This window comes from Streptomyces sp. NPDC058678 (assembly GCF_042714835.1).
Taxonomy (GTDB): domain Bacteria; phylum Actinomycetota; class Actinomycetes; order Streptomycetales; family Streptomycetaceae; genus Streptomyces.
In genome coordinates, this window is sequence record NZ_JBHXSG010000082.1 from 1 (window position 1) to 22,599 (window position 22,599).

24 protein-coding genes and 1 pseudogene are annotated in these 22,599 nt (G+C 69.5%); 14 read left to right on the top strand and 11 right to left on the bottom strand.

Going from position 1 to position 22,599, the window contains the following annotated elements; translation table 11 throughout:
• Positions 1 to 111: 111 nt before the first annotated feature.
• From ACFWWR_RS42240 to ACFWWR_RS42260, 5 genes are all read right to left on the bottom strand, one after another.
• On the bottom strand, positions 112 to 588 hold the full coding sequence (locus tag ACFWWR_RS42240; RefSeq protein ID WP_383875443.1) for a MarR family winged helix-turn-helix transcriptional regulator: 477 nt from the start codon (positions 586 to 588) through the stop codon (positions 112 to 114).
• A 95-nt stretch (positions 589 to 683) separates the two neighbouring features.
• Positions 684 to 1,481 (bottom strand): AIM24 family protein, encoded by a 798-nt coding sequence (locus ACFWWR_RS42245; protein ID WP_383875491.1) that lies wholly within the window; start codon positions 1,479 to 1,481, stop codon positions 684 to 686.
• A gap of 2 nt (positions 1,482 to 1,483) precedes the next feature.
• Positions 1,484 to 2,134 (bottom strand): AIM24 family protein, encoded by a 651-nt coding sequence (locus ACFWWR_RS42250; RefSeq protein WP_383875445.1) that lies wholly within the window; start codon positions 2,132 to 2,134, stop codon positions 1,484 to 1,486.
• 1 nt (position 2,135) lies between these two features.
• Positions 2,136 to 2,768: an AIM24 family protein gene (locus ACFWWR_RS42255; protein WP_384309437.1), complete on the bottom strand. Its 633-nt coding sequence runs from the start codon at positions 2,766 to 2,768 to the stop codon at positions 2,136 to 2,138.
• Positions 2,769 to 2,860: 92 nt separating this feature from the next.
• The gene (locus tag ACFWWR_RS42260) at positions 2,861 to 3,178 is read right to left on the bottom strand and encodes a DUF6191 domain-containing protein (protein WP_384309420.1); all 318 of its coding nucleotides are present in this window, start codon (positions 3,176 to 3,178) and stop codon (positions 2,861 to 2,863) included.
• Between the two features lie 131 nt (positions 3,179 to 3,309).
• Between ACFWWR_RS42260 and ACFWWR_RS42265 the strand changes: the two genes are divergently transcribed.
• The 8 genes from ACFWWR_RS42265 (at position 3,310) to ACFWWR_RS42300 (ending at position 9,589) form a co-directional block, all read left to right on the top strand.
• Positions 3,310 to 3,654, top strand: coding sequence for a DUF3817 domain-containing protein (locus tag ACFWWR_RS42265; RefSeq protein WP_383875448.1), 345 nt, complete (start codon positions 3,310 to 3,312; stop codon positions 3,652 to 3,654).
• A complete protein-coding gene (locus ACFWWR_RS42270) occupies positions 3,651 to 3,944 on the top strand; it encodes an MTH1187 family thiamine-binding protein (RefSeq protein ID WP_086844657.1) in 294 nt (97 codons plus the stop codon). Before ACFWWR_RS42265 ends, ACFWWR_RS42270 begins: the two co-directional genes overlap by 4 nt.
• Positions 3,945 to 4,102: 158 nt before the next feature.
• Positions 4,103 to 4,855, top strand: a complete 753-nt coding sequence (locus ACFWWR_RS42275) for a hypothetical protein (RefSeq protein ID WP_383875450.1) — start codon at positions 4,103 to 4,105, stop codon at positions 4,853 to 4,855.
• The gene (locus tag ACFWWR_RS42280; RefSeq protein ID WP_384309423.1) at positions 4,852 to 5,532 is read left to right on the top strand and encodes a DUF4166 domain-containing protein; all 681 of its coding nucleotides are present in this window, start codon (positions 4,852 to 4,854) and stop codon (positions 5,530 to 5,532) included. The genes ACFWWR_RS42275 and ACFWWR_RS42280 overlap by 4 nt, the downstream gene beginning before the upstream one ends.
• Positions 5,529 to 6,179: a TetR/AcrR family transcriptional regulator gene (locus tag ACFWWR_RS42285; protein ID WP_383875454.1), complete on the top strand. Its 651-nt coding sequence runs from the start codon at positions 5,529 to 5,531 to the stop codon at positions 6,177 to 6,179. Before ACFWWR_RS42280 ends, ACFWWR_RS42285 begins: the two co-directional genes overlap by 4 nt.
• A 685-nt stretch (positions 6,180 to 6,864) precedes the next feature.
• On the top strand, positions 6,865 to 7,374 hold the full coding sequence (locus ACFWWR_RS42290) for a MarR family winged helix-turn-helix transcriptional regulator (protein WP_383875456.1): 510 nt from the start codon (positions 6,865 to 6,867) through the stop codon (positions 7,372 to 7,374).
• 102 nt (positions 7,375 to 7,476) lie between these two features.
• Positions 7,477 to 7,815 (top strand): DUF3817 domain-containing protein, encoded by a 339-nt coding sequence (locus tag ACFWWR_RS42295; protein WP_383875458.1) that lies wholly within the window; start codon positions 7,477 to 7,479, stop codon positions 7,813 to 7,815.
• Positions 7,816 to 7,888: 73 nt separating this feature from the next.
• Entirely contained in the window at positions 7,889 to 9,589 is a 1,701-nt protein-coding gene (locus ACFWWR_RS42300; protein WP_384309426.1) for a methylmalonyl-CoA mutase, read from the top strand.
• Positions 9,590 to 9,591: 2 nt separating this feature from the next.
• On the opposite strand, the gene ACFWWR_RS42305 is transcribed toward ACFWWR_RS42300, so the two are convergent.
• Positions 9,592 to 10,209, bottom strand: a complete 618-nt coding sequence (locus ACFWWR_RS42305; RefSeq protein WP_383875462.1) for a TetR/AcrR family transcriptional regulator — start codon at positions 10,207 to 10,209, stop codon at positions 9,592 to 9,594.
• A 238-nt stretch (positions 10,210 to 10,447) separates the two neighbouring features.
• On the opposite strand from ACFWWR_RS42305, the gene ACFWWR_RS42310 reads away from it, so the two are divergent.
• The 4 genes from ACFWWR_RS42310 (at position 10,448) to ACFWWR_RS42325 (ending at position 14,833) form a co-directional block, all read left to right on the top strand.
• A complete protein-coding gene (locus ACFWWR_RS42310; RefSeq protein WP_383875464.1) occupies positions 10,448 to 11,428 on the top strand; it encodes a tetratricopeptide repeat protein in 981 nt (326 codons plus the stop codon).
• 649 nt (positions 11,429 to 12,077) lie between these two features.
• Positions 12,078 to 12,728 (top strand): DUF6230 family protein, encoded by a 651-nt coding sequence (locus ACFWWR_RS42315; protein ID WP_383875466.1) that lies wholly within the window; start codon positions 12,078 to 12,080, stop codon positions 12,726 to 12,728.
• 190 nt (positions 12,729 to 12,918) lie between these two features.
• Entirely contained in the window at positions 12,919 to 13,515 is a 597-nt protein-coding gene (locus ACFWWR_RS42320; RefSeq protein ID WP_384309429.1) for a DUF6114 domain-containing protein, read from the top strand.
• Positions 13,505 to 14,833: a hypothetical protein gene (locus ACFWWR_RS42325; protein WP_383875470.1), complete on the top strand. Its 1,329-nt coding sequence runs from the start codon at positions 13,505 to 13,507 to the stop codon at positions 14,831 to 14,833. Before ACFWWR_RS42320 ends, ACFWWR_RS42325 begins: the two co-directional genes overlap by 11 nt.
• 122 nt (positions 14,834 to 14,955) lie before the next feature.
• Here the strand turns inward: ACFWWR_RS42325 and pyk are convergent, their stop codons facing one another.
• The 3 genes from pyk to pta form a co-directional block, all read right to left on the bottom strand.
• Positions 14,956 to 16,383 (bottom strand): pyruvate kinase, encoded by a 1,428-nt coding sequence (pyk, locus tag ACFWWR_RS42330; protein ID WP_383875472.1) that lies wholly within the window; start codon positions 16,381 to 16,383, stop codon positions 14,956 to 14,958.
• A gap of 73 nt (positions 16,384 to 16,456) precedes the next feature.
• A complete protein-coding gene (locus ACFWWR_RS42335; protein WP_384309440.1) occupies positions 16,457 to 17,695 on the bottom strand; it encodes an acetate kinase in 1,239 nt (412 codons plus the stop codon).
• 29 nt (positions 17,696 to 17,724) lie between these two features.
• Positions 17,725 to 19,827, bottom strand: coding sequence for a phosphate acetyltransferase (gene pta, locus ACFWWR_RS42340; protein ID WP_383875475.1), 2,103 nt, complete (start codon positions 19,825 to 19,827; stop codon positions 17,725 to 17,727).
• Positions 19,828 to 20,023: 196 nt separating this feature from the next.
• On the opposite strand from pta, the gene ACFWWR_RS42345 reads away from it, so the two are divergent.
• Complete coding sequence (locus ACFWWR_RS42345; RefSeq protein ID WP_383875477.1) at positions 20,024 to 21,049, top strand: ATP-dependent 6-phosphofructokinase; 1,026 nt, start codon at positions 20,024 to 20,026, stop codon at positions 21,047 to 21,049.
• A gap of 34 nt (positions 21,050 to 21,083) precedes the next feature.
• Here the strand turns inward: ACFWWR_RS42345 and ACFWWR_RS42350 are convergent, their stop codons facing one another.
• Positions 21,084 to 21,791, bottom strand: a complete 708-nt coding sequence (locus ACFWWR_RS42350; protein ID WP_383875479.1) for an XRE family transcriptional regulator — start codon at positions 21,789 to 21,791, stop codon at positions 21,084 to 21,086.
• Between the two features lie 178 nt (positions 21,792 to 21,969).
• Here ACFWWR_RS42350 and ACFWWR_RS42355 point away from each other — a divergent pair, with 178 nt between their 5' ends.
• Positions 21,970 to 22,440, top strand: coding sequence for a PPOX class F420-dependent oxidoreductase (locus tag ACFWWR_RS42355; protein ID WP_383875480.1), 471 nt, complete (start codon positions 21,970 to 21,972; stop codon positions 22,438 to 22,440).
• 52 nt (positions 22,441 to 22,492) lie between these two features.
• Here the strand turns inward: ACFWWR_RS42355 and ACFWWR_RS42360 are convergent.
• A pseudogene (locus tag ACFWWR_RS42360) lies at positions 22,493 to 22,576 on the bottom strand (carbohydrate ABC transporter permease); the annotation flags it as partial.
• Between the last annotated feature and the right edge of the window lie 23 nt (positions 22,577 to 22,599).

Below are 22,599 nucleotides of genomic sequence, written 5' to 3' on the forward strand. Positions count from 1 at the left end.
TCCTGCACACCTACAACCACCACCGCTGCCACACCGCACTCGGAGGCAAGCCACCCATCAGCCGTGTGAACAACGCTGCGGGTCAATACACCTAGACGGCCGGTGCCCGGGTCACGGACGCCCGCGCTGCCCCCGCAGATGGTCCGCGACGGGCCGCAGGGACTTCTCGAGCTCGACCAGGGCGTCGGGAGACAGCATGTCGATGAAGTGCCTGCGCACGGACGCCACGTGGTGCGGCGCGACCTTCTTCATCGTCTCCATGCCGTGCTCGGTGAGAACCGCGTACAGACCGCGGCGGTCCGACTCGCAGTTCTCGCGCCGCACGAGGTCCGCGTTCTCCATACGGGTGATCTGGTGGGAGAGGCGGCTCTTGGACTGGAGGGTGGCGGACGCGAGGTCGCTCATCCGCATCCGTACGCCCTCCGACTCGGAGAGATTGACCAGGATCTCGTAGTCGTTCATCGTCAGGCCGAACGGCTGAAGGTCCCTCTCGAGCTGGTACGTCAACAGCCTGTTGACCTCCAGGTGGGTGCGCCAGGCGCACTGCTCCGCATCGGTCAGCCAGCGCGTGGCCGTCTCGGTCTCCATGAATGAAGTCTACCTAAAAGGTTGAAAGGCGAACTAGTGAGGGTGGCGTGACGTCGGCGCGCACACGTTCGACGTCACACTCCGCAGACTACCGCTCACAGCCCGAAGCGACGCTGCAGGTCCCCGAGCTGTCCGGGAAGGCGCGGTGCGCCGGCTTGCTGTGCGGGGCCTGTGAGCCCCCCACCGCCACCGGGCACTCCCGCCTCGTGCGGAACAGCCCCTGTGGCCTGCTCGGCCATCAGCGCCTCGGACGACTGGAGCAGGACCGTGCCGGCCCCCACGAACTCGAACTGGTGCTCCTCGCCGGAGGCCCCACCGAGGCCCGTCATCGCACGTAGACCGCCCATCAGGCCCGTCATGTACCCGTGGTCGTAGTGATGGCACGGAGAGGGGCAGTCGGCCCAGCCGACGAGAGCCTGCGGGTCCACCCGGATCGGGGGTTCCATGAACACCACCGGACCGTTCGACGCGGCCACGAACTTTCCGGTTCCGATGAGTGTCAGAAAACCCGGCACGATTGATTGCTTGAGGGCCAGACTTGGCTGAAAAGCGAGCAAGTTGCCCGAGCGAATGGTCAGGTTGCCGTTTTCCAGGTCGTAGGAGTTCACGTCGAAGGCCCGGTCGGCGAGGAGCATCTTCCCCGAGCCCTCCGCCACGACCCAGTCGCTCGCGTGCAGAGGCGAATGGAAGGACGTACGGACAAGACGGTCCAGCCGGCCGTGTCCGATGCCGTTGAACTCCATCGAGCCGTAGTAGGCGATCATCTTCCCCTTCTGCAGGAACCACTGGCTCCCCTTGAGCTCCACGCAGAAGGTGTAGTTGTCGACGTTGTCGTCGACCGGCAGCGTCATGGGGTCGTAGACCGTCGGGCCGCCGCCCGGAGCCCCGTACATGCTCACAGCTTCTCCTCCGAGGCCTGGACGTACACCGCGCCGTTGCCGCTGAGCTCCAGCTGGAACGCCTCACCGGAGCCGCGGCCCACCATGTCCCGCCAGCCCAGCGCGGTGGACAGCTTGTTGCGTACGTCGCCGTGGTGGGCGACGTACGCCTGCGGGTCGACATGGACCGGGCGCTGCGGGGTGATGGGGACCTGGATGACTCCGCCGTGCGCCATCACCGCGACCGAGCCGTGCCCCTTCAGGGTGGTCGTGAACAGCCCCTGGCCGCTGACCTGGCCGCGGACCATGCCCATGACGCCGCCCTGGGAGCCCATGAACATGGTGCCCTGCTCCAGGGTGCCCTCGAAGGCGAGCAGCCGGTCCGCCTCCACGAACAGGGTGTCGCCGGTGAGGTTGATGACCTGGACGTGGTGACCGCCGTGTCCGAACAGGACGGTGCCGCTGCCTTCGACAGTCATCAGGGGGGCGGCCTCGCCCGCCGCCCGGCGGCCGATCATCGACATGACCCCGCCCTGGCCGCCCTGGATGTTGGGCGTGAAGGACACCTCGCCCCGGTAGGCGAGCATCGCCCCGCGCTGACTGAACAGCCGGTGCCCCGGCATGACGGTCGCCTCGACCATCTTGGAGTTGATCTCCCGCAAGGCCATGTCACACATCCCCCGCGATCGTGTTCCGCTCGCTCGGCTGGACGTAGACCAGGCCGTCGCCCTCGAAGCGGATCTGGAAGACCTCGCCGCCACCCTCGCCCATCAATGTGCGGAACGTCACACCGGACTGGAAGGACTGCCGCAGGTTCCCCTGGTGGGCGATATACGCGCCCGGGTCGACCGTCAGCGGGTACTGCGCGCTGACCCGCAGCACGACGGCCGGCCCGTCCGACATGATCGCGGCCTGTCCGTGGCCCTCGATCGTCGTCGTGAACAGCCCGTTGCCCTGCGAGGCCCCGCGCGTGCCGGTGAACGACGTGCCGGTCCGCAGCCCCGAGTCGGTCGCGAGCAGGTTGCTCGACTCCACGTACAGCTTGTCCCCCTGGAGAGCGACGAGGTTGATCTCCGAGGCCCGGTCCGCGAACCAGCACGTGCCGTGCCCCTTCACCTCCATCAGTGTCATCTGCTCGCCGGTGATCCGCCGGGTCACCATCCCCCGGATGCCCTCACCGCCGCCGCTGAGCTTCTTGAAGTCCATCTGCCCGTCGTACGCGACCATCGAGCCGTTCTTCGCCTTCACGGCGTCCCCGGTCATGTCGACGGCCAGCACCTTGCTGCCTTGAAGTCGGAACATCGCCACGCTGCGAAGGTAGCGGCCGTGAGCCGTTGCCGACAGAGCTGGAGGTGGAGCACTCCCTGATCGCACCCCTAAGGGCCCCTAAGGGGTCACTCGTTCGCCCCGGGCAGCCGGATGACGGCCTTCCCCGTGGTCAGGTCGACCGTGGACCACGGCGGGTCACCGTCCTCCTCGTCGTCCCGCATCACCAGCGCGCTCTGCCGTTCCTTCAGCTCGCTCTGCTTGCCCGGCGAGAAGGCGGCGTGCAGCTGCTCGAACCCGGTCGCGGAGATCTGCCACTGCCGCCCCGAGTTCCGCCAGGGCAGCACCCCGGCCTGCCCGGCCCGCATCAGCACCTGATCGACGAAGGCCAGCACGGTGAGCAGAACCACCAGCCCCGGAATCGTCATGAAGAAGACGAACTGCATACGGGCTCCCCTGTCGCCGGCACCAGCTTCCACCCCCCGACCGTCCGCCGCCCAGCCGTTTGCCACAATGGGGCGAACGCTTGTGCCCGGATTCACAAACAGTCCGACGTCTCTCCCACCGAAGGTGACCCGTGGACATCAAGACCGCCACCGCCCTCCGACGCCTCCGCCTGGTCTCGGCCCCCGAGGCGATCTCTTTCCTCCTCCTCCTCGTCTGCTCGGTGCTGAAGCGGACCACGGACTTCAACGCGGTCCCCGTGATGGGGATGATCCACGGCGTCCTCTTCATCCTGTACGTGATCTTCTGGGCCGACGCCTGGAACCGTACGAAGTGGCCCCTGAAGACCGGCGCCCTCTACTTCGTCCTCTCCGTGCTGCCCACCGGCGGCTTCTTCGCCGAGCGCAAGCTCAGGCGCGAGAGCGAGGACGCGGTGATCGCCTCCCGCGCCCGCCAGGAAAAGGCCGTGAAGGCATGATCGTCGCCTTCTCCGTGACGCCCCTCGGCGTCGGCGAGGACGTGGGGGAGTACGTCGCCGACGCCGTCCGGGTCGTACGGGAATCGGGTCTGCCCCACCGCACCGACGCGATGTTCACGTCGATCGAGGGCGAGTGGGACGAGGTCATGGACGTCGTCAAAAGGGCGGTCGCGGCGGTGGAGCAGCGGGCGCCGCGGGTGTCGCTGGTCCTCAAGGCGGACATCCGCCCCGGAGTGACGGACGGACTCACCTCCAAGGTGGAGACGGTGGAGCGGCATCTCGCCGAGTAGCGCGGCAGCAGGAGAACCCGGGAACCCCGGCCCTCGCGGGTCGGGGTTTTCTTGCGTCCACCGTTTGAGCGATCGCTCAAAAACAGGTATCTTCCTGTCCCAGGAAGTTTGAGCGATCGCTCAAACAGCTCAGCAGCGAGCTCACCTGGGGGATTCACATGGGGCTCTACATAGAGGCACGCATCCGTGCCGACCTCGACGATCTCTGGACCCGCACACAGGAGCCGTCCCGGCACCAGCGCTGGGACCTCCGCTTCACCGAGATCGACCACCTCCCGCGCGCGGAGGGCCAGCCGCAGCGCTTCCGGTACGCCACCCGAGTCCTGCCCGGCCTCACCGTGGCCGGCACGGGAGTCTCCGCGGGCGAACGCACGCGCCCCGACGGCACCCGCACCTCCGCACTCCGCTTCGCCTCCGCGCACCCCCTCTCCCTCCTGGCCGAGGGCAGCGGCTACTGGCGCTACATCCCCGACGGCGACGGTGTCCGCTTCCTCACCGGCTACGACTACCGCCCCCGCTGGGGAGCCTTCGGCGCACTGGCCGACCGCCTCGTCTTCCGCCCCCTCATGGGCTGGGCGACGGCCTGGTCCTTCGACCGCCTCCGCCTGTGGCTGGAGCGCGGCATCACCCCGGAACGAGCCCTGCGGAACTGGCTGGCCGAACTCCTCGTCCGCGCCCTCGTCATCACCGTCGCCTGCAGCGGCCTCGGCCTGGAACAGTTCCTGCGCCTCTTCGGCCCGCTGGCGGCGTCGATGGCCTACGTCTGGCCCCTCTTCCTCGCCGTCACCATCTCGCTGGCCCTGTTCAAGGCGCCGTCCTCCTGCACCCCGGCGGCCCGCCGCTGCCTGCGTCAGCCGCCCACCAGCGTCCGCGCCCCCCGCCTCCTGCGCACCCTGGAGAACCCGCGATGACCTCGATCTTCCGCACGGTGATGGGCGCCGACTTCGACCGCCTCCACCCCCAGCTGCAGCGCCGCTTCTCCGTCGGCCTGACGACCGGCGAGGCCTGCACGGGCCGGGGCGCGATGGACCGCGTCTGGCACGGCGGGGCCTTCGTGAAGCCGTTCCTGGCTCTCGGCACCACCCGCAACATCCTGGTCCCGAGGACCGGCCGCCACGTCCCCTTCACCATCGAGAACGTGCCGTACACGGACTCGTACGGCCGTGAGACGGTGACCTTCGTGCGCACCTTCCACCTGCCCGGCCGCCCCCGCCGCTTCGACGCCCAGATGGTCCTCGGCCCCCGTGGCGACCGCATCCTCGACTACCTCGGCACCCACCAGCACCTGGCCAGCGACCTCCACTTCGGCGCCGAGCCCGACGGCTCGCTGCTCATCCGCTCCGGCGAACACCGGTTCCGCGAGGGAGTCGTGGACGTACGCGTACCCGAACTGATCGGTGCCACGGCCGAGGTCCGCGAGTCCTACGACGACAAGAGCGGCCGTTTCCGCATCCGAGTCCGTGTCGTCAACGACTACTTCGGCCCGCTCTTCGGGTACGAGGGCTCCTTCAAGGCGACGTACACCGACATCACCACCTGTGGGGTACGGCCCGGGCTGAGGCCCGTTCGCGAGGAGCGGCGCGCATGAGCCCGGAGACGGCGAAGTCCCAGGAGACCAAGACCAAACTCCTGGACGGTGCGCTGCGGACACTCACCGAGCAGGGAATCGCGAAGACGTCGGCCCGTACGATCGCGGCGACGGCCGGGGTCAACCAGGCACTGGTCTTCTACCACTTCGGCTCCGTCGACGAACTCCTCGCCGAGGCCTGCCGGTACGGTGCCGAGCGGACCGTGTCGCGGTACCGGTCCCGTTTCGCGGAGGTGACCTCCCTCTCCGAGCTCCTCGCGGTCGGCCGGCGTATCCACGAGGAGGAACGCGCCGGGGGCCATGTCGCCCTGCTCGGCCAGCTCCTGGCCGGCGCCCAGACCCACGCCACGCTCGGCCCGGCCACGGCGGCAGGCCTGGAGCTCTGGATCACCGAGATCGAAACGGTCCTCACGAGAGTCCTCGCGACCACGCCCTTCGGGGAGTTCGCGGACCCTGCGGGGCTGGCACGGGCGGTCGCGGCGTCCTTCGTCGGCATCGAGCTGTACGAGGGGGTGGACGCGGCGGGGGCGACTGCGGCGCTGGACGCGTTGGAGCAACTCGGGGTGCTGGTCGCCGCGTTGGAGGACCTCGGCCCCGTTGCCCAGCGGGCGGTGCGCCACCATCTACGCCGGACAAGCCGCCGCTGACCTCCTGCCCGGCGCGAGCGCCTACTGGGGGCTCCGCCCCCAGAGAGGTGGAACCTCGCCCCGCCGCGACCGGCGTCGCAAGGCGTACGCTCCCGCACCCCCGTACGGCGGCAAATGGCCCCCAGCACCGGTGCGAGCGCCTGCTGGGGGCTCCGCCCCCAGACCCCCGAACCTATGCCCACCCACCACCCGACTCGGTCGGCCGAGAGGTGGACCCCACCCCGCCGCGACCGGCGTCGCAAGGCGTACGCGCCCGCACTCGCGTACGGCGGCAAGGGGCCGTGCCGGGGGGTGTCCGCCCGCAGCGGTTGGCGCGTCAACACGGGCACCTTCACAGGCAACCGATTCCGCGCCGTTCCGAGGACGGACACCCCCCGACACGGCCCCGACCCCCACCACACCCGAAGGCGCAACACGACCCCCCGAAGACACCCGAACAGTCCCTGATGGCCGTACCGCCGCGCGGTCAGCAGGCCCGCGTCCCGCAGGACCCGTCAGATGTGCCGACACCGACGACCGCGGTGAGGGCGGCGGACCGACCCCGGTCGAGTGGCGGCGGCGTTCGCCGGAGTGGCCGCCATGGTGCCGGGGACGGTGTGCTGTGTGCTGCCGGCCCCGGAAGTCCGGCGGACCGAGGGGCGAGACAGGGCTGACCACGATGTGACCGGCCGGTAAGGTCTTTGCCGTGCCGAAGCCGCTCAGTCTCCCGTTCGATCCCATCGCCCGCGCCGACGAACTCTGGAAGCAGCGCTGGGGAAACGTGCCGTCGATGGCCGCGATCACCTCGATCATGCGCGCCCACCAGATCCTGCTCGCCGAGGTCGACGCGGTGGTCAAGCCGTACGGACTGACGTTCGCGCGATACGAGGCGCTCGTCCTGCTCACCTTCTCCAAGGCCGGCGAGCTGACCATGTCCAAGATCGGCGAGCGGCTCATGGTGCACCCAACGTCCGTGACGAACACCGTGGACCGGCTGGTGAGGTCGGGCCTGGTGGACAAGAAACCCAACCCCAACGACGGGCGCGGCACGCTCGCCGTCATCACCGAAAAGGGGCGCGAGGTGGTCGAGGCGGCCACCCGCGACCTGATGGCGATGGACTTCGGGCTAGGGGTGTACGACGCCGAGGAGTGCGCGGAGATCTTCGCGATGCTGAGACCGCTGCGGGTCGACGCGCACGACTTCGACGAGGACTAGGCGTATGGGTCACGAGCGTGGCCGACACCGGCCGGCATGATCCGCCGGACGGTCCCTGACCCGGGGCAAGATCCGCCGGAGTGCCTGGTTACGCTCGTAGGCATGAAAAAGTCCGTGCTGACCCGCTACCGCGTCATGGCCTACGTCACCGGTGTGCTGCTGGTCCTGCTGACCCTGGGCGTGATCGCCAAGTACCTGCTCAAGATGGACGGGGCGGACGACTTCACCCGTGTCGTGGGCATCGCGCACGGCTGGCTGTACGTCGTCTACCTGGTCTTCGCGTTCGACCTGGGCTCGAAGGCGAAGTGGCCGGTCGCCAAGCAGCTGTGGGTGCTGCTGGCCGGGACGATCCCGACGGCAGCCTTCTTCGTGGAGCGGAAGATCAGCCGCGAGCTGGAGGGCAAGATCGCCGAGGACTCTCCGGCGGTCGCCAAGGCTTAACCCCACCGCCGTACGGGTCGCGTACGGCGGTCTGCCATCGACATTTACTAGGACGTCCTAGTAAATTTGAAGCATGGACGCTGACGCCATCGAAGAGGGCCGCCGACGCTGGCAGGCCCGGTACGACGCCGCACGCACGCGTGAGGCGGACTTCACCACGCTCTCCGGCGACCCCGTGGAGCCGGTGTACGGGCCACGGCCGGGGGACGGCTACGAGGGCTTCGAGCGGATCGGCTGGCCGGGTGAGTACCCCTTCACCCGCGGGCTGTACGCGACGGGCTACCGGGGGCGTACCTGGACGATCCGGCAGTTCGCCGGATTCGGGAACGCCGAGCAGACCAACGAGCGCTACAAGATGATCCTCGCCAACGGCGGCGGCGGACTGTCCGTGGCCTTCGACATGCCGACGCTGATGGGCCGCGACTCCGACGACCCGCGCTCGCTCGGCGAGGTGGGTCACTGCGGTGTCGCCGTCGACTCGGCCGCCGACATGGAGGTCCTGTTCAAGGACATCCCGCTGGGTGATGTCACCACCTCCATGACGATCTCCGGGCCCGCCGTGCCGGTCTTCTGCATGTACCTCGTCGCCGCCGAGCGGCAGGGCGTCGACCCGGCCGTGCTCAACGGCACGCTGCAGACCGACATCTTCAAGGAGTACATCGCCCAGAAGGAGTGGCTCTTCCAGCCCGAGCCGCACCTGCGCCTCATCGGCGACCTGATGGAGTACTGCGCGGCCGGCATCCCCGCCTACAAGCCGCTGTCCGTCTCCGGCTACCACATCCGCGAGGCCGGCTCGACGGCCGCGCAGGAACTGGCGTACACGCTGGCGGACGGCTTCGGGTACGTGGAACTGGGGCTCAGTCGCGGTCTCGACGTGGACGTCTTCGCACCGGGCCTGTCCTTCTTCTTCGACGCACACCTCGACTTCTTCGAGGAGATCGCCAAGTTCCGCGCGGCACGCAGGATCTGGGCGCGCTGGATGCGTGACGTGTACGGCGCACAGACCGACAAGGCCCAGTGGCTGCGCTTCCACACCCAGACCGCCGGCGTCTCGCTGACCGCCCAGCAGCCGTACAACAACGTCGTGCGCACGGCCGTGGAGGCGCTCGCGGCGGTCCTCGGCGGCACCAACTCCCTCCACACCAACGCCCTGGACGAGACCCTCGCGCTCCCCTCCGAGCAGGCGGCGGAGATCGCACTGCGCACGCAGCAGGTGCTGATGGAGGAGACCGGCGTCGCCAACGTGGCCGATCCGCTGGGCGGTTCGTGGTACGTCGAGCAGCTGACGGACCGGATCGAGGCGGACGCCGAGAAGATCTTCGAGCAGATCAGGGAGCGGGGTCTGAGGGCGCACCCGGACGGGCAGCACCCCATCGGGCCGATCACCTCCGGGATCCTGCGCGGCATCGAGGACGGCTGGTTCACCGGCGAGATCGCCGAGTCGGCCTTCCAGTACCAGCGCGCCCTGGAGAAGGGCGACAAGCGGGTCGTGGGCGTGAACGTCCACCACGGCTCGGTGACCGGCGACCTGGAGATCCTGCGGGTCAGTCACGAGGTGGAGCGGGAGCAGGTCCGGGTGCTGGGGGCGCGGAAGGCCGCCCGGGACGAGGCCGGTGTGCGGACCGCGCTGGACGCGATGCTCGCGGCCGCACGGGACGGCGGCAACATGATCGGGCCGATGCTGGACGCCGTACGGGCCGAGGCGACGCTGGGAGAGATCTGCGGGGTGCTGCGGGACGAGTGGGGTGTGTACACCGAGCCCGCCGGGTTCTGACGCTACGCGGCGCCGGACAGGCCCAGCAGGAGCACCCGCGTGAAGCTGCGCACCCACTCCTCGTCCGCCGGCTCCGCGCTCACCAGGGTGCGGTGGACCACCGCACCCGCGACGATGTCGAAGATCAGGTCCACCGTGCGGGCGGCTTCCTCCGGGTTCGGCTCCGGAGGGAGTTCGCCACGCGCCTGCGCCCGTGACCGGCCCTCCAGGACCAACCGTTTCTGGCGCTCCACGATCGACGCCCGGATGCGTTCGCGCAGCGCGTCGTCCCGCACCGACTCCGCGACCACCGCCATCAGGCCGCTCTTCGCCTCGGGGCGGGCCAGGATCGCCGCGAACTGCAGGACGACGCCCTCGATGTCGGCGGCGAGGGTGCCGCGGTCGGGGAGTTCCAGTTCGTCGAAGAGTTCCGCCACCGCGTCGACGACGAGTTCGTTCTTGCCGGCCCAGCGGCGGTAGAGGGTCGTCTTCGCCACCCCGGCCCTGGTCGCCACGTCCCCCAGGGTGAGTTTCGACCAGCCCAGCTCGACCAGCGCCGCCCGCGTCGCGGCCAGGATCGCGGTGTCCGCGGCGGCGCTGCGCGGACGCCCGGTACGGCCGACGGGGGTGCGGCTCTGCATCTCACGACGATAACCGGCCGTTTTCCCGATCCCCAGTGAGGGAGATCACCGGATTCCGCTGTTCCGGAGGCACCCGGTGCCATTACGCTACGACCCGTAGCGAAAGCTCGTGGCGGACGTACGCGAGCGACGCACACACGCACGGCGCGGGGTGGGGACCCGGCGCCGAACACCCGAGGGCACGACCGGCTTTCACAACGCTTTTCACATGGGCGCGGGAACGGGGGAGGATGTACGCATGCAGCCACGGAACATGTCCATGAGCGGAGTCGTCGACCTCGCCGCGGTGAAGGCGGCCCAAGAGGCCAAGGCGAAGGCGGAGCAGGCGCGGGCCGAAGCCGCCCGGCAGGGCGGCGGCGCAGGTGGCGTCTCGCCGGCCGATCTCGTCATCGATGTCGATGAGGCCGGGTTCGAGCGGGATGTCCTGCAGCGGTCCGCCGAAGTGCCCGTCGTCATCGACTTCTGGGCCGAGTGGTGCCAGCCCTGCAAGCAGCTGAGCCCCGTCCTGGAGCGGCTCGCCGTCGAGTACAACGGGCGCTTCGTCCTCGCCAAGGTCGACGTCGACGCCAACCAGATGCTGATGCAGCAGTTCGGGATCCAGGGGATCCCGGCCGTCTTCGCGGTGGTCGCGGGGCAGGCCCTGCCGCTCTTCCAGGGGGCCGCCGACGAGGCGCAGATCCGGCAGACCCTGGACCAGCTGGTGGAGGTGGCCGAGCAGCGCTTCGGCCTCACCGGTCTGGCCGTCGACCCCGACGCCGAGCCGGGCGGTGCCGTCCAGGCCGCTCCCGCGATGCCCGAGGGGCCGTACGACACGCTCCTCGAAGCCGCCGTACGCGCGTTGGACGCGGGGGACTTCGGCGGTGCGGTCCAGGCGTACAAGAACGTACTGAGCGACGACCCGGGCAACAGCGAGGCCAAACTCGGCCTTGCGCAGGCCGAGTTGCTCCACCGCGTGCAGGGACTCGACCCGCAGCAGGTGCGCAAGGACGCGGCCGACAGGCCCGCCGACGCCGAGGCGCAGATCGCCGCCGCCGACCTGGATCTGGTGGGCGGACACGTGGAGGACGCGTTCGGACGGCTCATCGAGACCGTGGCGCGCACCGTGGGTGACGACCGGGACGCCGTACGTCTTCGGCTGCTGGAGTTGTTCGAAGTGGTCGGCGGCGATGATCCGCGAGTGGCGGCGGCGCGCAGGGCGCTGGCACGCGCCCTCTTCTGACCGGGGCGTGGGGCCGGTTCTGACCAGTCCCTAAACGCCGAGGCATGTGATGCCCGAGTGAAAGATTGGCCGACAGGGGGCCACTGCGGCCGCGCTTTACCAAATCTTGGTAAACGCGGCCGCTGTTACTTGGAGTAAGTCAGCGGCGTTGATCTGTCGGAATCTGTCCAACGATCAATGTCTTTGTCCAGCCCCTGTCTGACACCGAGCGTCGTCGGCCGAGACCAGCGGGTCGTTGTTCGGTTATCCGGCCGTTACTAGCGAGTAACGAACCCCCTTGTGTCGGCGGCGAGAATGCACCACGATCGGCGACGCTCGGTCCATTCCCGTACCCCGGCAGCCGGTTGGGCGGACGGGATTCCTTGGGTCCCCACCGAGCAGGGTCGACGACAGTGATGTCGGCCCTTGGGCAGGGGGGTCTTCGCCGTTCGGCGAAGCCTGTCCAGCAAGGTTGTGCGTGATGCGTGTCAGGCGCGACCAGTGGTTGTCGCTCGGGGGTGATCGCCGGTGATTCGGGTGCGGTTCGCGCCTCGAGCGCGGGCGCTCCCCTTCCCGAGGACGTAGCACTTCTCCCATCCCTGCCCGGCTGAGCCGTCGCGTCGATAGGGGCAGTCAGGGCCAGGAGATGTACGTCCGAGAAGGAGGAAATATGGAGTCCCAGGTGCGTGGCGGGACCAGATGGAAGCGCTTCGCTGTGGTCATGGTGCCCAGCGTCGCCGCGGCCGCATGTGTGGGTGTCGGGCTGGCGCAGGGTGCGCTGGCCGCGTCGTTCAGCGTGTCCGGCCAGGAGTTCAAGGTGTCCGCCGGGCACCTTGAGGGCCAGGGCTTTGCCCAGTACGGCGGTGTCGACACCGGTTACACGTCGACCGACGGCAAGACCAAGACGGTTCGTCCCGTCGCGATCTCGTCGTTCAAGACCGCTCAGATCACGAAGATGTGCCAGTCGGTCAAGACGGAGATTCCCCTCATAGGGAAGACGATCTACCTCCGTCTCGACGCCGGGCCGGACGCGGATCACAAGGTCGAGGCCGAGAACCTCTACATCGACGTCGCCCAGCTCGACGCCGATGCGACGTTCAAGAACATCGACATCGGTGTTGCGGTTCAGGACCTGGACAAGACCAGGAATGCTCCTGTGAAGCAGGACGGCAAGTCTCTGCCGGGCGGTTTCGCCCAGCAGGCGGAGTCGGCCGACCTGACGAAGGTCGAGCAGACGGCGTGGGCGACCACGGCCGGCACCTTCAAGCTCAGCGGCCTGAAGATGCGTCTCGGTACCGACGCCAAGATGGAGTGCTTCTGACGGCTCACGCCGCAGGGGCGTCCTTGGACAGCTGAGCTGCCCATGGGGCGGGGGAGTTCGCCGCTTCTCCGCCCCGCACGTCCAGCTCGACGCCTCGCGCCGGGCACGTGCACACACCCAGACTTCCGGCTTCTCCACGCCTACGGCCGAGCCGGTACGTACTTCAACCGGACCCAGGGAGCTGTTTTCCATGAGTGCCGAGACTCCGGTCCAGAGCGCCGGGACGTTCACCCGGTTGCGTCTGCGATTCCGTGACTGGCGGGGCACCCGGCCGTTCTGGGCAGGCCTCTTCACCCTGCTCGGCGGGGTGCCGATCGCCTACTTCCCGTACGCCACCTTCAAGTTGGGCACCATGTCGCTCGCCATGGCGACCACGGCGGGTGCCGGCTCCCTCATCATCGGCGTACTGCTGGTGACACTCGGTCTGACCATGTGGTTCCAGCAGGCGACACGGGTCTTCGCCGGTGTCGCGGCGATCGTCCTCGCCCTGGTGTCCCTGGTGGTCTCCAACATAGGCGGCTTCATCATCGGCTTCCTGCTCTCGATGCTCGGCGGCGCGCTCGCCGTGTCATGGGTGCCGGGCAAGGCGCAGGCGGCCGGCGCCGGACCCCGCGAGGCGGAGAAGGGCCCCTCGGACGAGGGTGCCGTGGAGCCCGCTTCGGAGACTGCCGTCGGTGAGCCGGGAGCGCCGTACCACGCGCAGGACCCCGCGACAGGCGGGCCGGCGGACCGGACGCCCGAAGGCGCCTGGGCCGAGGGATCCAACGGGGGGTACCGTGTCGGCTGACGAGATCCGCGGCGAGAGCCCCGTGATTCCGGCACAGGCGAGAACGGGCCCCCGTCACGCGGCGCCCAGGAAGCCGCTGTTCACCAGGTTCCACATGCCGGCGGGCAAGGCGATAGCCATGGCCGCGATGCCGACGGCGGTCCTCATGGGCATCGGGTTCACGCCGACGCTCGCCCTCGCCGACGAGCAGCCGACCTCGAAGAGCCTCACGGCCGACGAGTACAAGGACTGCCTCACAGCCCTGGAGGACGACCCGTCCGCCTCGCCCACGCCGTCCCCGTCCGCCTCGACGAGCGACGACGCCTCGGCGGACGACGACAAGGGCGACGCGACGGAGCCGAGCCCCTCGGCGACCTCCTCCTCGGGCTCTTCGGACCCGGGCTCGGATGACTCCTCTTCGTCGGATTCAGGTTCCGACGACGCGGCCGACCCCACCCCGTCCCCCTCGGCCTCGCCGAGCAAGGAGAGCAACTCCGCCTCCGGCGACACCGCCACGGCGACTCCGTCGCCCTCCGCGAGTGACGGCGGCAACGTGCTGGAGGACATCGGCGACGCGATCACCGGCATCTTCACGGGCGGTGACAAGGCGTCGGAGAGCGCGAGCCCGACGCCGACCGCGTCCCCGTCCGCCTCGGAGAGCACGGCGAGCGCCGGCAAGGACACCTCCGACGCCGTCAAGGACACGACCGAGAAGGTCACCGGCACGGTCGACGACACCGTGAAGGACACGACCGACACGGCGTCGAAGGCGGCCGAGGGCACCACGAAGGCGGTGGAGGAGGCGGCCGAGGACGCCGCGGACGCCACGGCCACGCCCAGCCCCTCCGCGAGCTCCACCACGGCCGCCGAGGACTGCCCGGTGGCCACCGAGGCCGAGGGCGACGTCGACAACAAGATCGCGGTGGCGGACAACCCCTGGTACCTGGAGGCCAGTTCGCTCACCCTGAAGGGCGCGGACTACCAGGGCGTCGTCGAGGTGAAGACTGCCGGCGGCAAGACCAAGAAGGTCCTGAAGTACGTGGTCTCCGACGGCACCGACATCGGCGACCTGCACCAGCTGGTCAAGGAGCACGGCAAGACCTACCACGTGCAGGCGGCCAAGGGTTCCAAGTCCACGATCACCGACGGCGACACGGTGATGTACACCGAGAGCATCTCCGGCAACCTGTTCGGGCTGATCCCGATCACGTTCGACCCGGAGCACCCGCCGCCGCTGAACATCCCGCTGATCTACTTCACCAACGTGAAGATCACTCAGGCCGCCCAGTTCGGCGGAACGCTGCACGTCCCCGGGATGCAGCAGTACACCACCGACTGAAGGCCGCTACAAGCCCGTTCGGGAGCCGCACACAGCAGAGGGCGCCCCCTGGTCACAGGGGGCGCCCTCAGCGCCGTACAGGGCCCTTCAGGGGCCGGGCCGCAGCGGCCCTCGGGGGACCGTCAGTCGCGCGCGCCGCCGAGGTGGTGGACGCGCAGCATGTTGGTGGTGCCGGCGACGCCGGGGGGCGAGCCCGCGGTGATGATGCAGATGTCGCCCGGGTTGAAGCGGTTGAGCTTGGCGATCTCCTGGTCGACCAGGTCCACCATCTCGTCGGTGCTGTTCACGAACGGCACGACGTGCGACTCGACGCCCCAGCTGAGCGTGAGCTGGTTGCGGGTGCTCTCGTCGGTGGTGAACGCGATGATCGGCTGGGAGGCGCGGTAGCGGGACAGGCGGCGGGCGGTGTCGCCGGACTGGGTGAAGGCCACCAGGCCCCGGCCGCCGAGGAAGTCGGCGATCTCGCAGGCGGCACGGGCGACCGAACCACCCTGTGTACGGGGCTTCTTGCCGGGGACCAGCGGCTGCAGGCCCTTCGACATCAGCTCCTGCTCCGCCGCCGTGACGATCTTCGACATCGTCTTCACGGTCTCGATCGGGTACGCGCCCACGGAGGACTCCGCCGACAGCATGACCGCGTCCGCGCCGTCCAGGATCGCGTTGGCGACGTCGGAGGCCTCGGCGCGGGTCGGACGGGAGTTGGTGATCATCGACTCCATCATCTGGGTCGCCACGATCACCGGCTTGGCGTTGCGACGGCACAGCTCGATGAGGCGCTTCTGCACCATGGGGACCTTCTCGAGCGGGTACTCGACGGCCAGGTCGCCACGGGCCACCATCACGGCGTCGAAGGCCGCGACGACGTCCTCCATGTTCTCCACCGCCTGCGGCTTCTCCACCTTGGCGATGACGGGGACCCGGCGGCCCTCCTCGTCCATGACCTTGTGGACGTCCGAGACGTCCTTCGCGTCGCGCACGAAGGACAGCGCGACCATGTCGCAGCCCATGCGCAGCGCGAAGCGCAGGTCCTCGACGTCCTTCTCGGACAGTGCCGGGACGTTCACGGCCGCGCCGGGCAGGTTGATGCCCTTGTGGTCGGAGACGACACCGCCCTCGATGACGATCGTCTTCACCCGGTGGCCCTCGACCTCGGTGACCTTCAGCTCGACGTTGCCGTCGTTGATGAGGATCTGGTCGCCCTTGGTCACGTCACCGGGCAGGCCCTTGTAGGTCGTGCCGCAGATCTGCTTGTCGCCGGGCACGTCCTCGGTGGTGATGACGAACTCGTCACCGCGCTCCAGCTCGACCGGGCCTTCGGCGAAGGTCTCCAGGCGGATCTTCGGGCCCTGCAGGTCGGCGAGGACGCCGATGGGGCGGCCGGTCTCCTTGGAGGCGGCGCGGACACGGTCGTACCGCCCCTGGTGCTCGGCGTGGGTGCCGTGGCTGAAGTTGAAGCGGGCCACGTTCATGCCGGCCTCGATCAGCGACACCAGCTGCTCGTGGGAGTCGACCGCGGGGCCGAGAGTACAGACGATTTTCGAACGGCGCATGGGGCGATCCTATCGGTTTGTTTCGCTACGGAATATTCCGTCTGGCGGAAGATACAAATGGGCGGGCGGTCGCTCAGTTGTTCTTTTCGACCAGTGCAACGAGTGCATAAGTCTGAGTGGCGATTTCCAGTTCTTCGTCGGTCGGAACCACGGCCACCGCCACGCGCGCGTGGGCGGGCGAGACCAGCCGCGGCTCGTCACCGCGTATCGCGTTCAGCTCGCCGTCCACCATCAGGCCCAGTCCCTCCAGGCCCGCCACGGCGGCCTCCCGCACCTGCGCCGCGTTCTCGCCGACCCCGGCCGTGAACGCGATCGCGTCCACCCGGCCGAGCACCGCGTAATAGGCGCCGATGTACTTCTTCAAGCGGTGAATGTAGATGTCGAAGGCCAGCTGTGCCTGTTCGTCACCCGCGTCGACCCTGCGGCGGATCTCCCGCATGTCGTTGTCCCCGCACAGACCGGTCAATCCGCTCTTCTTGTTGAGAAGAGTGTCGATCTCGTCCGTGGACATTTTGCCAACGCGCATCAAATGGAAGATGACGGCCGGGTCCATGTCTCCGGAGCGCGTACCCATCACGAGCCCCTCCAAAGGCGTCAGCCCCATGGAGGTGTCCACGCACCGGCCGCCCCTGACCGCCGACGCGGACGCCCCGTTGCCCAGGTGCAGCACGATCACATTGACCTCGGAGGGGTCCTTGCCCAGCAGCTTCGCCGTCGCCCGGGAGACGTACGCGTGCGAGGTCCCGTGGAAGCCGTAGCGCCGGATCCGGTGCGCGTCGGCGGTCTTCACGTCGATCGCGTAGCGGGCGGCCGACTCCGGCATCGTGGTGTGGAAGGCGGTGTCGAACACGGCGACCTGGGGGAGGTCGGGGCGCAGGGCCTGCGCGGTGCGGATGCCGGTCAGGTTGGCCGGGTTGTGCAGCGGGGCCACCGGGATCAGCCGCTCGATCTCGGCGAGCACGGTGTCGTCGATGACCGTCGGCTCGGTGAAGGACTTCCCGCCGTGCACCACCCGGTGCCCGATCGCGGCCAGCTCCGGCGAGTCCAGCCCGAGCCCGTCCTTCGACAGCTCTTCCGCCACGGCCTTCAGCGCGGCCTCGTGGTCGGCGATCGGCCCCGTCCACTCGCGGGAGGCGCCCGTGGTCAGCGGAGTGTGCTTCAGCCGGGAGGTCTCCTCGCCGATGCGCTCGACGAGCCCCACGGCCAGCCGGCTGCTGTCGCGCATGTCGAGCAGCTGGTACTTCACCGACGACGAACCGGAGTTGAGGACGAGGACTCGCGTAGAGGGGGTCGAGCGCGGCTCGTCGGACAGGGCGGTGGTGGGGGACGGGCGGGTGGAGCTCACTGGGCGGTGGCCTTCTCGATCGGGGACGGAGCGGGGGACTGGGCCTGGATGGCGGTGATGGCGACGGTGTTGACGATGTCCTGGACGAGCGCGCCCCGGGACAGGTCGTTGACCGGCTTGCGCAGACCCTGCAGCACCGGCCCGACGGCGATCGCGCCGGCCGACCGCTGCACGGCCTTGTAGGTGTTGTTGCCGGTGTTCAGGTCGGGGAAGATCAACACGCTGGCCTGTCCGGCGACTTCGGAGCCCGGCAGCTTGGTCGCGGCGACCGTCGGCTCGACGGCCGCGTCGTACTGGATCGGCCCCTCGGTCTTCAGGTCGGGCCGCCGCGAACGCACCAGCTCGGTCGCCTCGCGCACCTTGTCGACGTCGGCGCCCGAGCCGGACGTGCCCGTCGAGTACGACAGCATCGCGATCCGCGCCTCCACGCCGAACTGCTCGGCGGTGGCGGCCGACTGGATGGCGATGTCGGCGAGCTGCTCGGCGTTCGGGTCGGGGTTCACCGCGCAGTCGCCGTAGACGAGGACCTTGTCGGCCAGGCACATGAAGAACACGGACGAGACGATGTCGGCGTCCGGCTTGGTCTTGATGATCTCGAAGGCCGGGCGGATGGTCGCGGCCGTGGAGTGCACCGAGCCCGACACCATGCCGTCGGCGAGGCCCTCCTGGACCATCAGGGTGCCGAAGTAGTTCACGTCCGAGACGACGTCGTACGCCAGCTCGACCGTCACGCCCCGGTGGGCGCGGAACCGGGCGTACTTCTCGGCGAAGGAGTCGCGCAGTTCGCTGGTGGCCGGGTCGATCAGCTGGGCGTCACCCAGGTCGATGCCGAGGTCGGCGGCGTTCTTGCGGATCTGGTCGACCGGGCCGAGCAGGGTGAGGTCGCAGACCCCGCGGCGCAGCAGGACCTCGGCGGCGTGCAGGACGCGCGGCTCGGTGCCCTCGGGCAGCACGACGCGCCGCCGGTCGGAGCGGGCCTGCTCCAGGAGCTTGTGCTCGAACATCATCGGGGTGAGGCGGTCGCTGCTCGGCGCGGAGACGCGCCGGTTGAGCTCGGCGGTGTCGACGTGCCGCTCGAAGAGACCGAGCGCCGTCTCCGCCTTGCGCGGGGTCGCCGCGTTCAGCTTCCCCTCCAGGGCGAAGAGTTCGGCGGCGGTGGGAAAGCTGTTGCCGGGCACCGAGAGCACCGGGGTGCCCGGGGCGAGCCGGGCGGCGAGGGTGAGGACGGCGTCGCTCGGCACCTCGTTCAGAGTGAGCAGGACGCCCGCTATCGGCGGGGTGCCGGCGCTGTGCGCGGCCAGCGAGCCGACCACCAGGTCGGCGCGGTCGCCGGGGGTGACGACCAGGCAGCCCGGGGTCAGGGCGCCCAGGAAGTTCGGCAGCATCGCCCCGCCGAAGACGAAGTCCAGCGCGTCCCGGGCGAGCCCGGAGTCGTCGCCGAGGACGACCTTGGCGCCGAGGGCGTGGGCGACCTGGGCGACCGTCGGCGAGGAGAGGGCGGGCTCGTCCGGCAGGACGTAGCAGGGCACGGGAAGCCGGGTGTCGAGCTGCTCGGCGATCTTGTCCCGGTCGTCGCGGGTGACCCGGTTGGCCACCATGGCGAGGACGTCGCAGCCGAGGCCCTCGTAGGCCCGGAAGGCGTTGCGGGTCTCGGCGAGCACGGACTCGGCGGTCTGCCCCCGGCCGCCGACCACCGGGATCACGGAGGCGCCGAACTCGTTCGCCAGGCGGGCGTTGAGGGACAGCTCGTCGGGGAACTGGGTGTCGGCGTAGTCGGTGCCGAGGACGAGGACCACGTCGTAGTCCCGCGCGAGCCGGTGGAAGCGGTCGACCAGCCTCGACACCAGCTCGTCGGCGCCCTGCTCGGCCTGGAGGGCGGACGCCTCGTGGTAGTCCATGCCGTAGACCGTGCCCGGGTCCTGGGTCAGCCGGTAGCGCGCCCGCAGTAGCTCGAACAGGCGATCGGGGCCGTCGTGGACGAGCGGACGGAACACACCCACCCGGTCGACCTGCCGGGTCAGGAGTTCCATGACCCCCAGCTCGACGACCTGGCGGCCGTCGCCGCGGTCGATACCGGTCACGTACACGCTGCGGGTCACGCGTGCTCTCCGTTTCGTCTGGCGTCGAGGAACCTGGTCCATAAAAATCGCCCACCGAGGTGAGCAGAACCCTCTTGACAATACCTCTCGCGATAGATAAGGCGCCCGTCAGGATCGGATGCGGCGCCGACCTGGCGGACGTGAAAGAATCGAACCTGGCTCACCGGTATCAACAGCGAGCAGGAGACACAGCACGATGCGCATCGGAGTGCTCACCGCAGGCGGCGACTGCCCCGGCCTGAACGCCGTGATCCGATCGGTCGTGCACCGAGCGGTCGACAACTACGGCGACGAGGTCATCGGTTTCGAGGACGGCTTCGCGGGTCTGCTGGACGGCCGTTACCGCTCCCTCGACCTGAACGGCGTCAGCGGCATCCTCGCCCGCGGCGGCACCATCCTCGGCTCCTCCCGCCTGGAACGCGACCGGCTGCGCGAGGCCTGCGAGCACCTCGCCGAGGAAGCCCGCGACTTCGGCATCGACGCCCTGATCCCGATCGGCGGCGAGGGCACGCTGACCGCCGCCCGCATGCTGTCCGACGCCGGTCTGCCGGTGGTCGGCGTCCCGAAGACCATCGACAACGACATCTCCTCCACCGACCGCACCTTCGGCTTCGACACCGCGGTCGGCGTCGCCACGGAGGCGATGGACCGCCTCAAGACCACCGCCGAGTCCCACCAGCGTGTGATGGTCGTCGAGGTCATGGGCCGGCACGCGGGCTGGATCGCCCTCGAGTCCGGCATGGCGGCCGGCGCCCACGGCATCTGTCTGCCCGAGCGGCCCTTCGATCCGGCCGACCTGGTCAAGATGGTCGAGGAGCGCTTCTCCCGCGGCAAGAAGTTCGCCGTGATCTGCGTCGCCGAGGGCGCCCATCCCGCCGTCGGCACCATGAACTACGGCAAGGGCGCGATCGACCGGTTCGGCCACGAGCGCTTCCAGGGCATCGGCACGGCACTGGCCTTCGAGCTGGAGCGCCGCCTCGGCAAGGAGGCCAAGCCGGTCATCCTCGGCCACGTCCAGCGCGGCGGCACGCCGACCGCGTTCGACCGCGTCCTCGCCACCCGCTTCGGCTGGCACGCGGTGGAGGCCGCGCACCGGGGCGACTTCGGCCGGATGACCGCGCTCAGGGGCACCGACGTGGTGATGGTGCCGCTGGCGGAGGCCGTGACCGAGCTGAAGACGGTGTCGAAGGACCGGATGGACGAGGCGGAGTCGGTCTTCTAGGACCGTCCGGCGGGTCCGGCGGGTCCGGCCGGTGTCAGCCGGTGCTTTCGCGGATCGTCGTCCAGAATCGGTCCACGATCCGGTCGAGGAAGTCCCGGCCGGCCGCGACCGAGCGACCGCTGTCGCCGCCCCAGCTGAGCGTGGCGACCATCTGCCCCTGGTACTCCCGGTGCAGCTCCTGGAGGGTGTCCTCGACCAGGCGCCGGTCCAGGGGCACGAGCTTCGCGACCGGGCGGGCGTAGGCCTGCCAGCGGGTGGTGACGGCACTGCGGAGGTGCTCGGCCAGTCGTGGCTCGCGCCCCATGACGGTGACGAAGTCCGGGAGTGAGAGGTCGAGCAGCTCGGCGAGCGCGGCGGACTGACGGTTGGTGCCGCGCCACTCGTCATGCTCCTCCATGTGCAGATACGCGAGGAGTTCGAGACCGACGGCGCGCGCGACGTCCTCGGGCGCGAGGCCATGGTTCACGCGGTGCTCGCGCAAGGTCCGCGGGCGGTCGATGAGTTCACCTGGGGAGCACCACAACACGCCCGCCAGGGCGGTGAGTTCGGGACTGGTGGGGGAGGCGGCCCCGCTTTCCCACGCCATGACGAGGTCCGGCGTCACGTAGGGCAGTCCGTACGAGGCGCGCATGCCGTAGGCGACGTGCTCGGGGCCCATGCTGAGCGCGGCACGGAGTCTGCGGGCGGCGGGGGCGTTGAACGGGGGACCGGGCTGGTTCGGTAGAGCTGGGGGTCGGCGCACGGGCCACAACGTAGGGGCGCGGGCGTGGGCTGACTACGGTCTGTTCGGCCAGGATCACGGATTGTAGGAATGTACGGTTCCGGCCGTCTGTTCGGGGTGGCCGAAGATCGTCTGTCGGCTGCGCGGGAGTGGTGGCGAGGATGGCGGCGGGCCGCCCGGCCGGGCGCCCGGGAGGAGTGTGGCTTTCGTGTACGAGGTGAATGGCAAGGTAGAGGGGCATATTCGCGAGCGTCTGCAGGCGCCGAACTTCTGGCATCTCGCGACCGTCGGCCCGGACGGTACTCCGCAGGTCTCGCCCATGTGGGCGGACGTCGAAGGCGAGTACGTCATGGTCAACACGGCGATCGGCCGTGTGAAGGAGGAGAACCTGCGGCGCAATCCGAACGTTTCGCTCTCCCACCACGACCCCGACAACCCCTACGACCGGGTGGAGATCCGGGGGCGGGTCGTCCGGTTCGTGGAGGGGGAGGAGGCGGAGCGGTCCATGGACCGGCTCACGCGGAAGTACATCGGGCAGGAGCGGTATCCGTGGCTGCTGCCGGGGGAGCGGCGGGTGATGCTGCTGATCGAGCCGGTGCGGGTGCGCAGGGTGGTGGGGGTGGAGCCGTTCCGGGCGGGGGTGTTGCCGGATCCGCCGGTGGGAGACTGACTCACCCCGTGACCGCCCCGCCCAGCGCGAACCCGCCGCCCCACCGCCGCCCGCTCAGCAGGTACGGCGCCGGCGCCGCGCACACCACCGTCAGCAGCGTCGCGCCGCCGCACAGGACCAGGCTGTTCAGCAACGGCTTCTTGACGCCGGCGAGGTAGT

Excerpts from the sequence above, each read along its gene's own strand:
- ACFWWR_RS42305 (WP_383875462.1), bottom strand. The coding sequence starts at position 10,209 with ATGCAGAGCCGCACCCCCGTCGGCCGTACCGGGCGTCCGCGCAGCGCC.
- ACFWWR_RS42310 (WP_383875464.1), top strand. The coding sequence starts at position 10,448 with ATGCAGCCACGGAACATGTCCATGAGCGGAGTCGTCGACCTCGCCGCG.
- ACFWWR_RS42315 (WP_383875466.1), top strand. The coding sequence starts at position 12,078 with ATGGAGTCCCAGGTGCGTGGCGGGACCAGATGGAAGCGCTTCGCTGTG.
- ACFWWR_RS42270 (WP_086844657.1), top strand. The coding sequence starts at position 3,651 with ATGATCGTCGCCTTCTCCGTGACGCCCCTCGGCGTCGGCGAGGACGTG.
- ACFWWR_RS42255 (WP_384309437.1), bottom strand. The coding sequence starts at position 2,768 with ATGTTCCGACTTCAAGGCAGCAAGGTGCTGGCCGTCGACATGACCGGG.
- ACFWWR_RS42275 (WP_383875450.1), top strand. The coding sequence starts at position 4,103 with ATGGGGCTCTACATAGAGGCACGCATCCGTGCCGACCTCGACGATCTC.
- ACFWWR_RS42345 (WP_383875477.1), top strand. The coding sequence starts at position 20,024 with ATGCGCATCGGAGTGCTCACCGCAGGCGGCGACTGCCCCGGCCTGAAC.
- ACFWWR_RS42250 (WP_383875445.1), bottom strand. The coding sequence starts at position 2,134 with ATGGCCTTGCGGGAGATCAACTCCAAGATGGTCGAGGCGACCGTCATG.
- ACFWWR_RS42320 (WP_384309429.1), top strand. The coding sequence starts at position 12,919 with ATGAGTGCCGAGACTCCGGTCCAGAGCGCCGGGACGTTCACCCGGTTG.
- ACFWWR_RS42280 (WP_384309423.1), top strand. The coding sequence starts at position 4,852 with ATGACCTCGATCTTCCGCACGGTGATGGGCGCCGACTTCGACCGCCTC.
- ACFWWR_RS42260 (WP_384309420.1), bottom strand. The coding sequence starts at position 3,178 with ATGCAGTTCGTCTTCTTCATGACGATTCCGGGGCTGGTGGTTCTGCTC.
- ACFWWR_RS42240 (WP_383875443.1), bottom strand. The coding sequence starts at position 588 with ATGGAGACCGAGACGGCCACGCGCTGGCTGACCGATGCGGAGCAGTGC.
- ACFWWR_RS42285 (WP_383875454.1), top strand. The coding sequence starts at position 5,529 with ATGAGCCCGGAGACGGCGAAGTCCCAGGAGACCAAGACCAAACTCCTG.
- pyk (WP_383875472.1), bottom strand. The coding sequence starts at position 16,383 with ATGCGCCGTTCGAAAATCGTCTGTACTCTCGGCCCCGCGGTCGACTCC.
- ACFWWR_RS42295 (WP_383875458.1), top strand. The coding sequence starts at position 7,477 with ATGAAAAAGTCCGTGCTGACCCGCTACCGCGTCATGGCCTACGTCACC.
- ACFWWR_RS42300 (WP_384309426.1), top strand. The coding sequence starts at position 7,889 with ATGGACGCTGACGCCATCGAAGAGGGCCGCCGACGCTGGCAGGCCCGG.
- ACFWWR_RS42245 (WP_383875491.1), bottom strand. The coding sequence starts at position 1,481 with ATGTACGGGGCTCCGGGCGGCGGCCCGACGGTCTACGACCCCATGACG.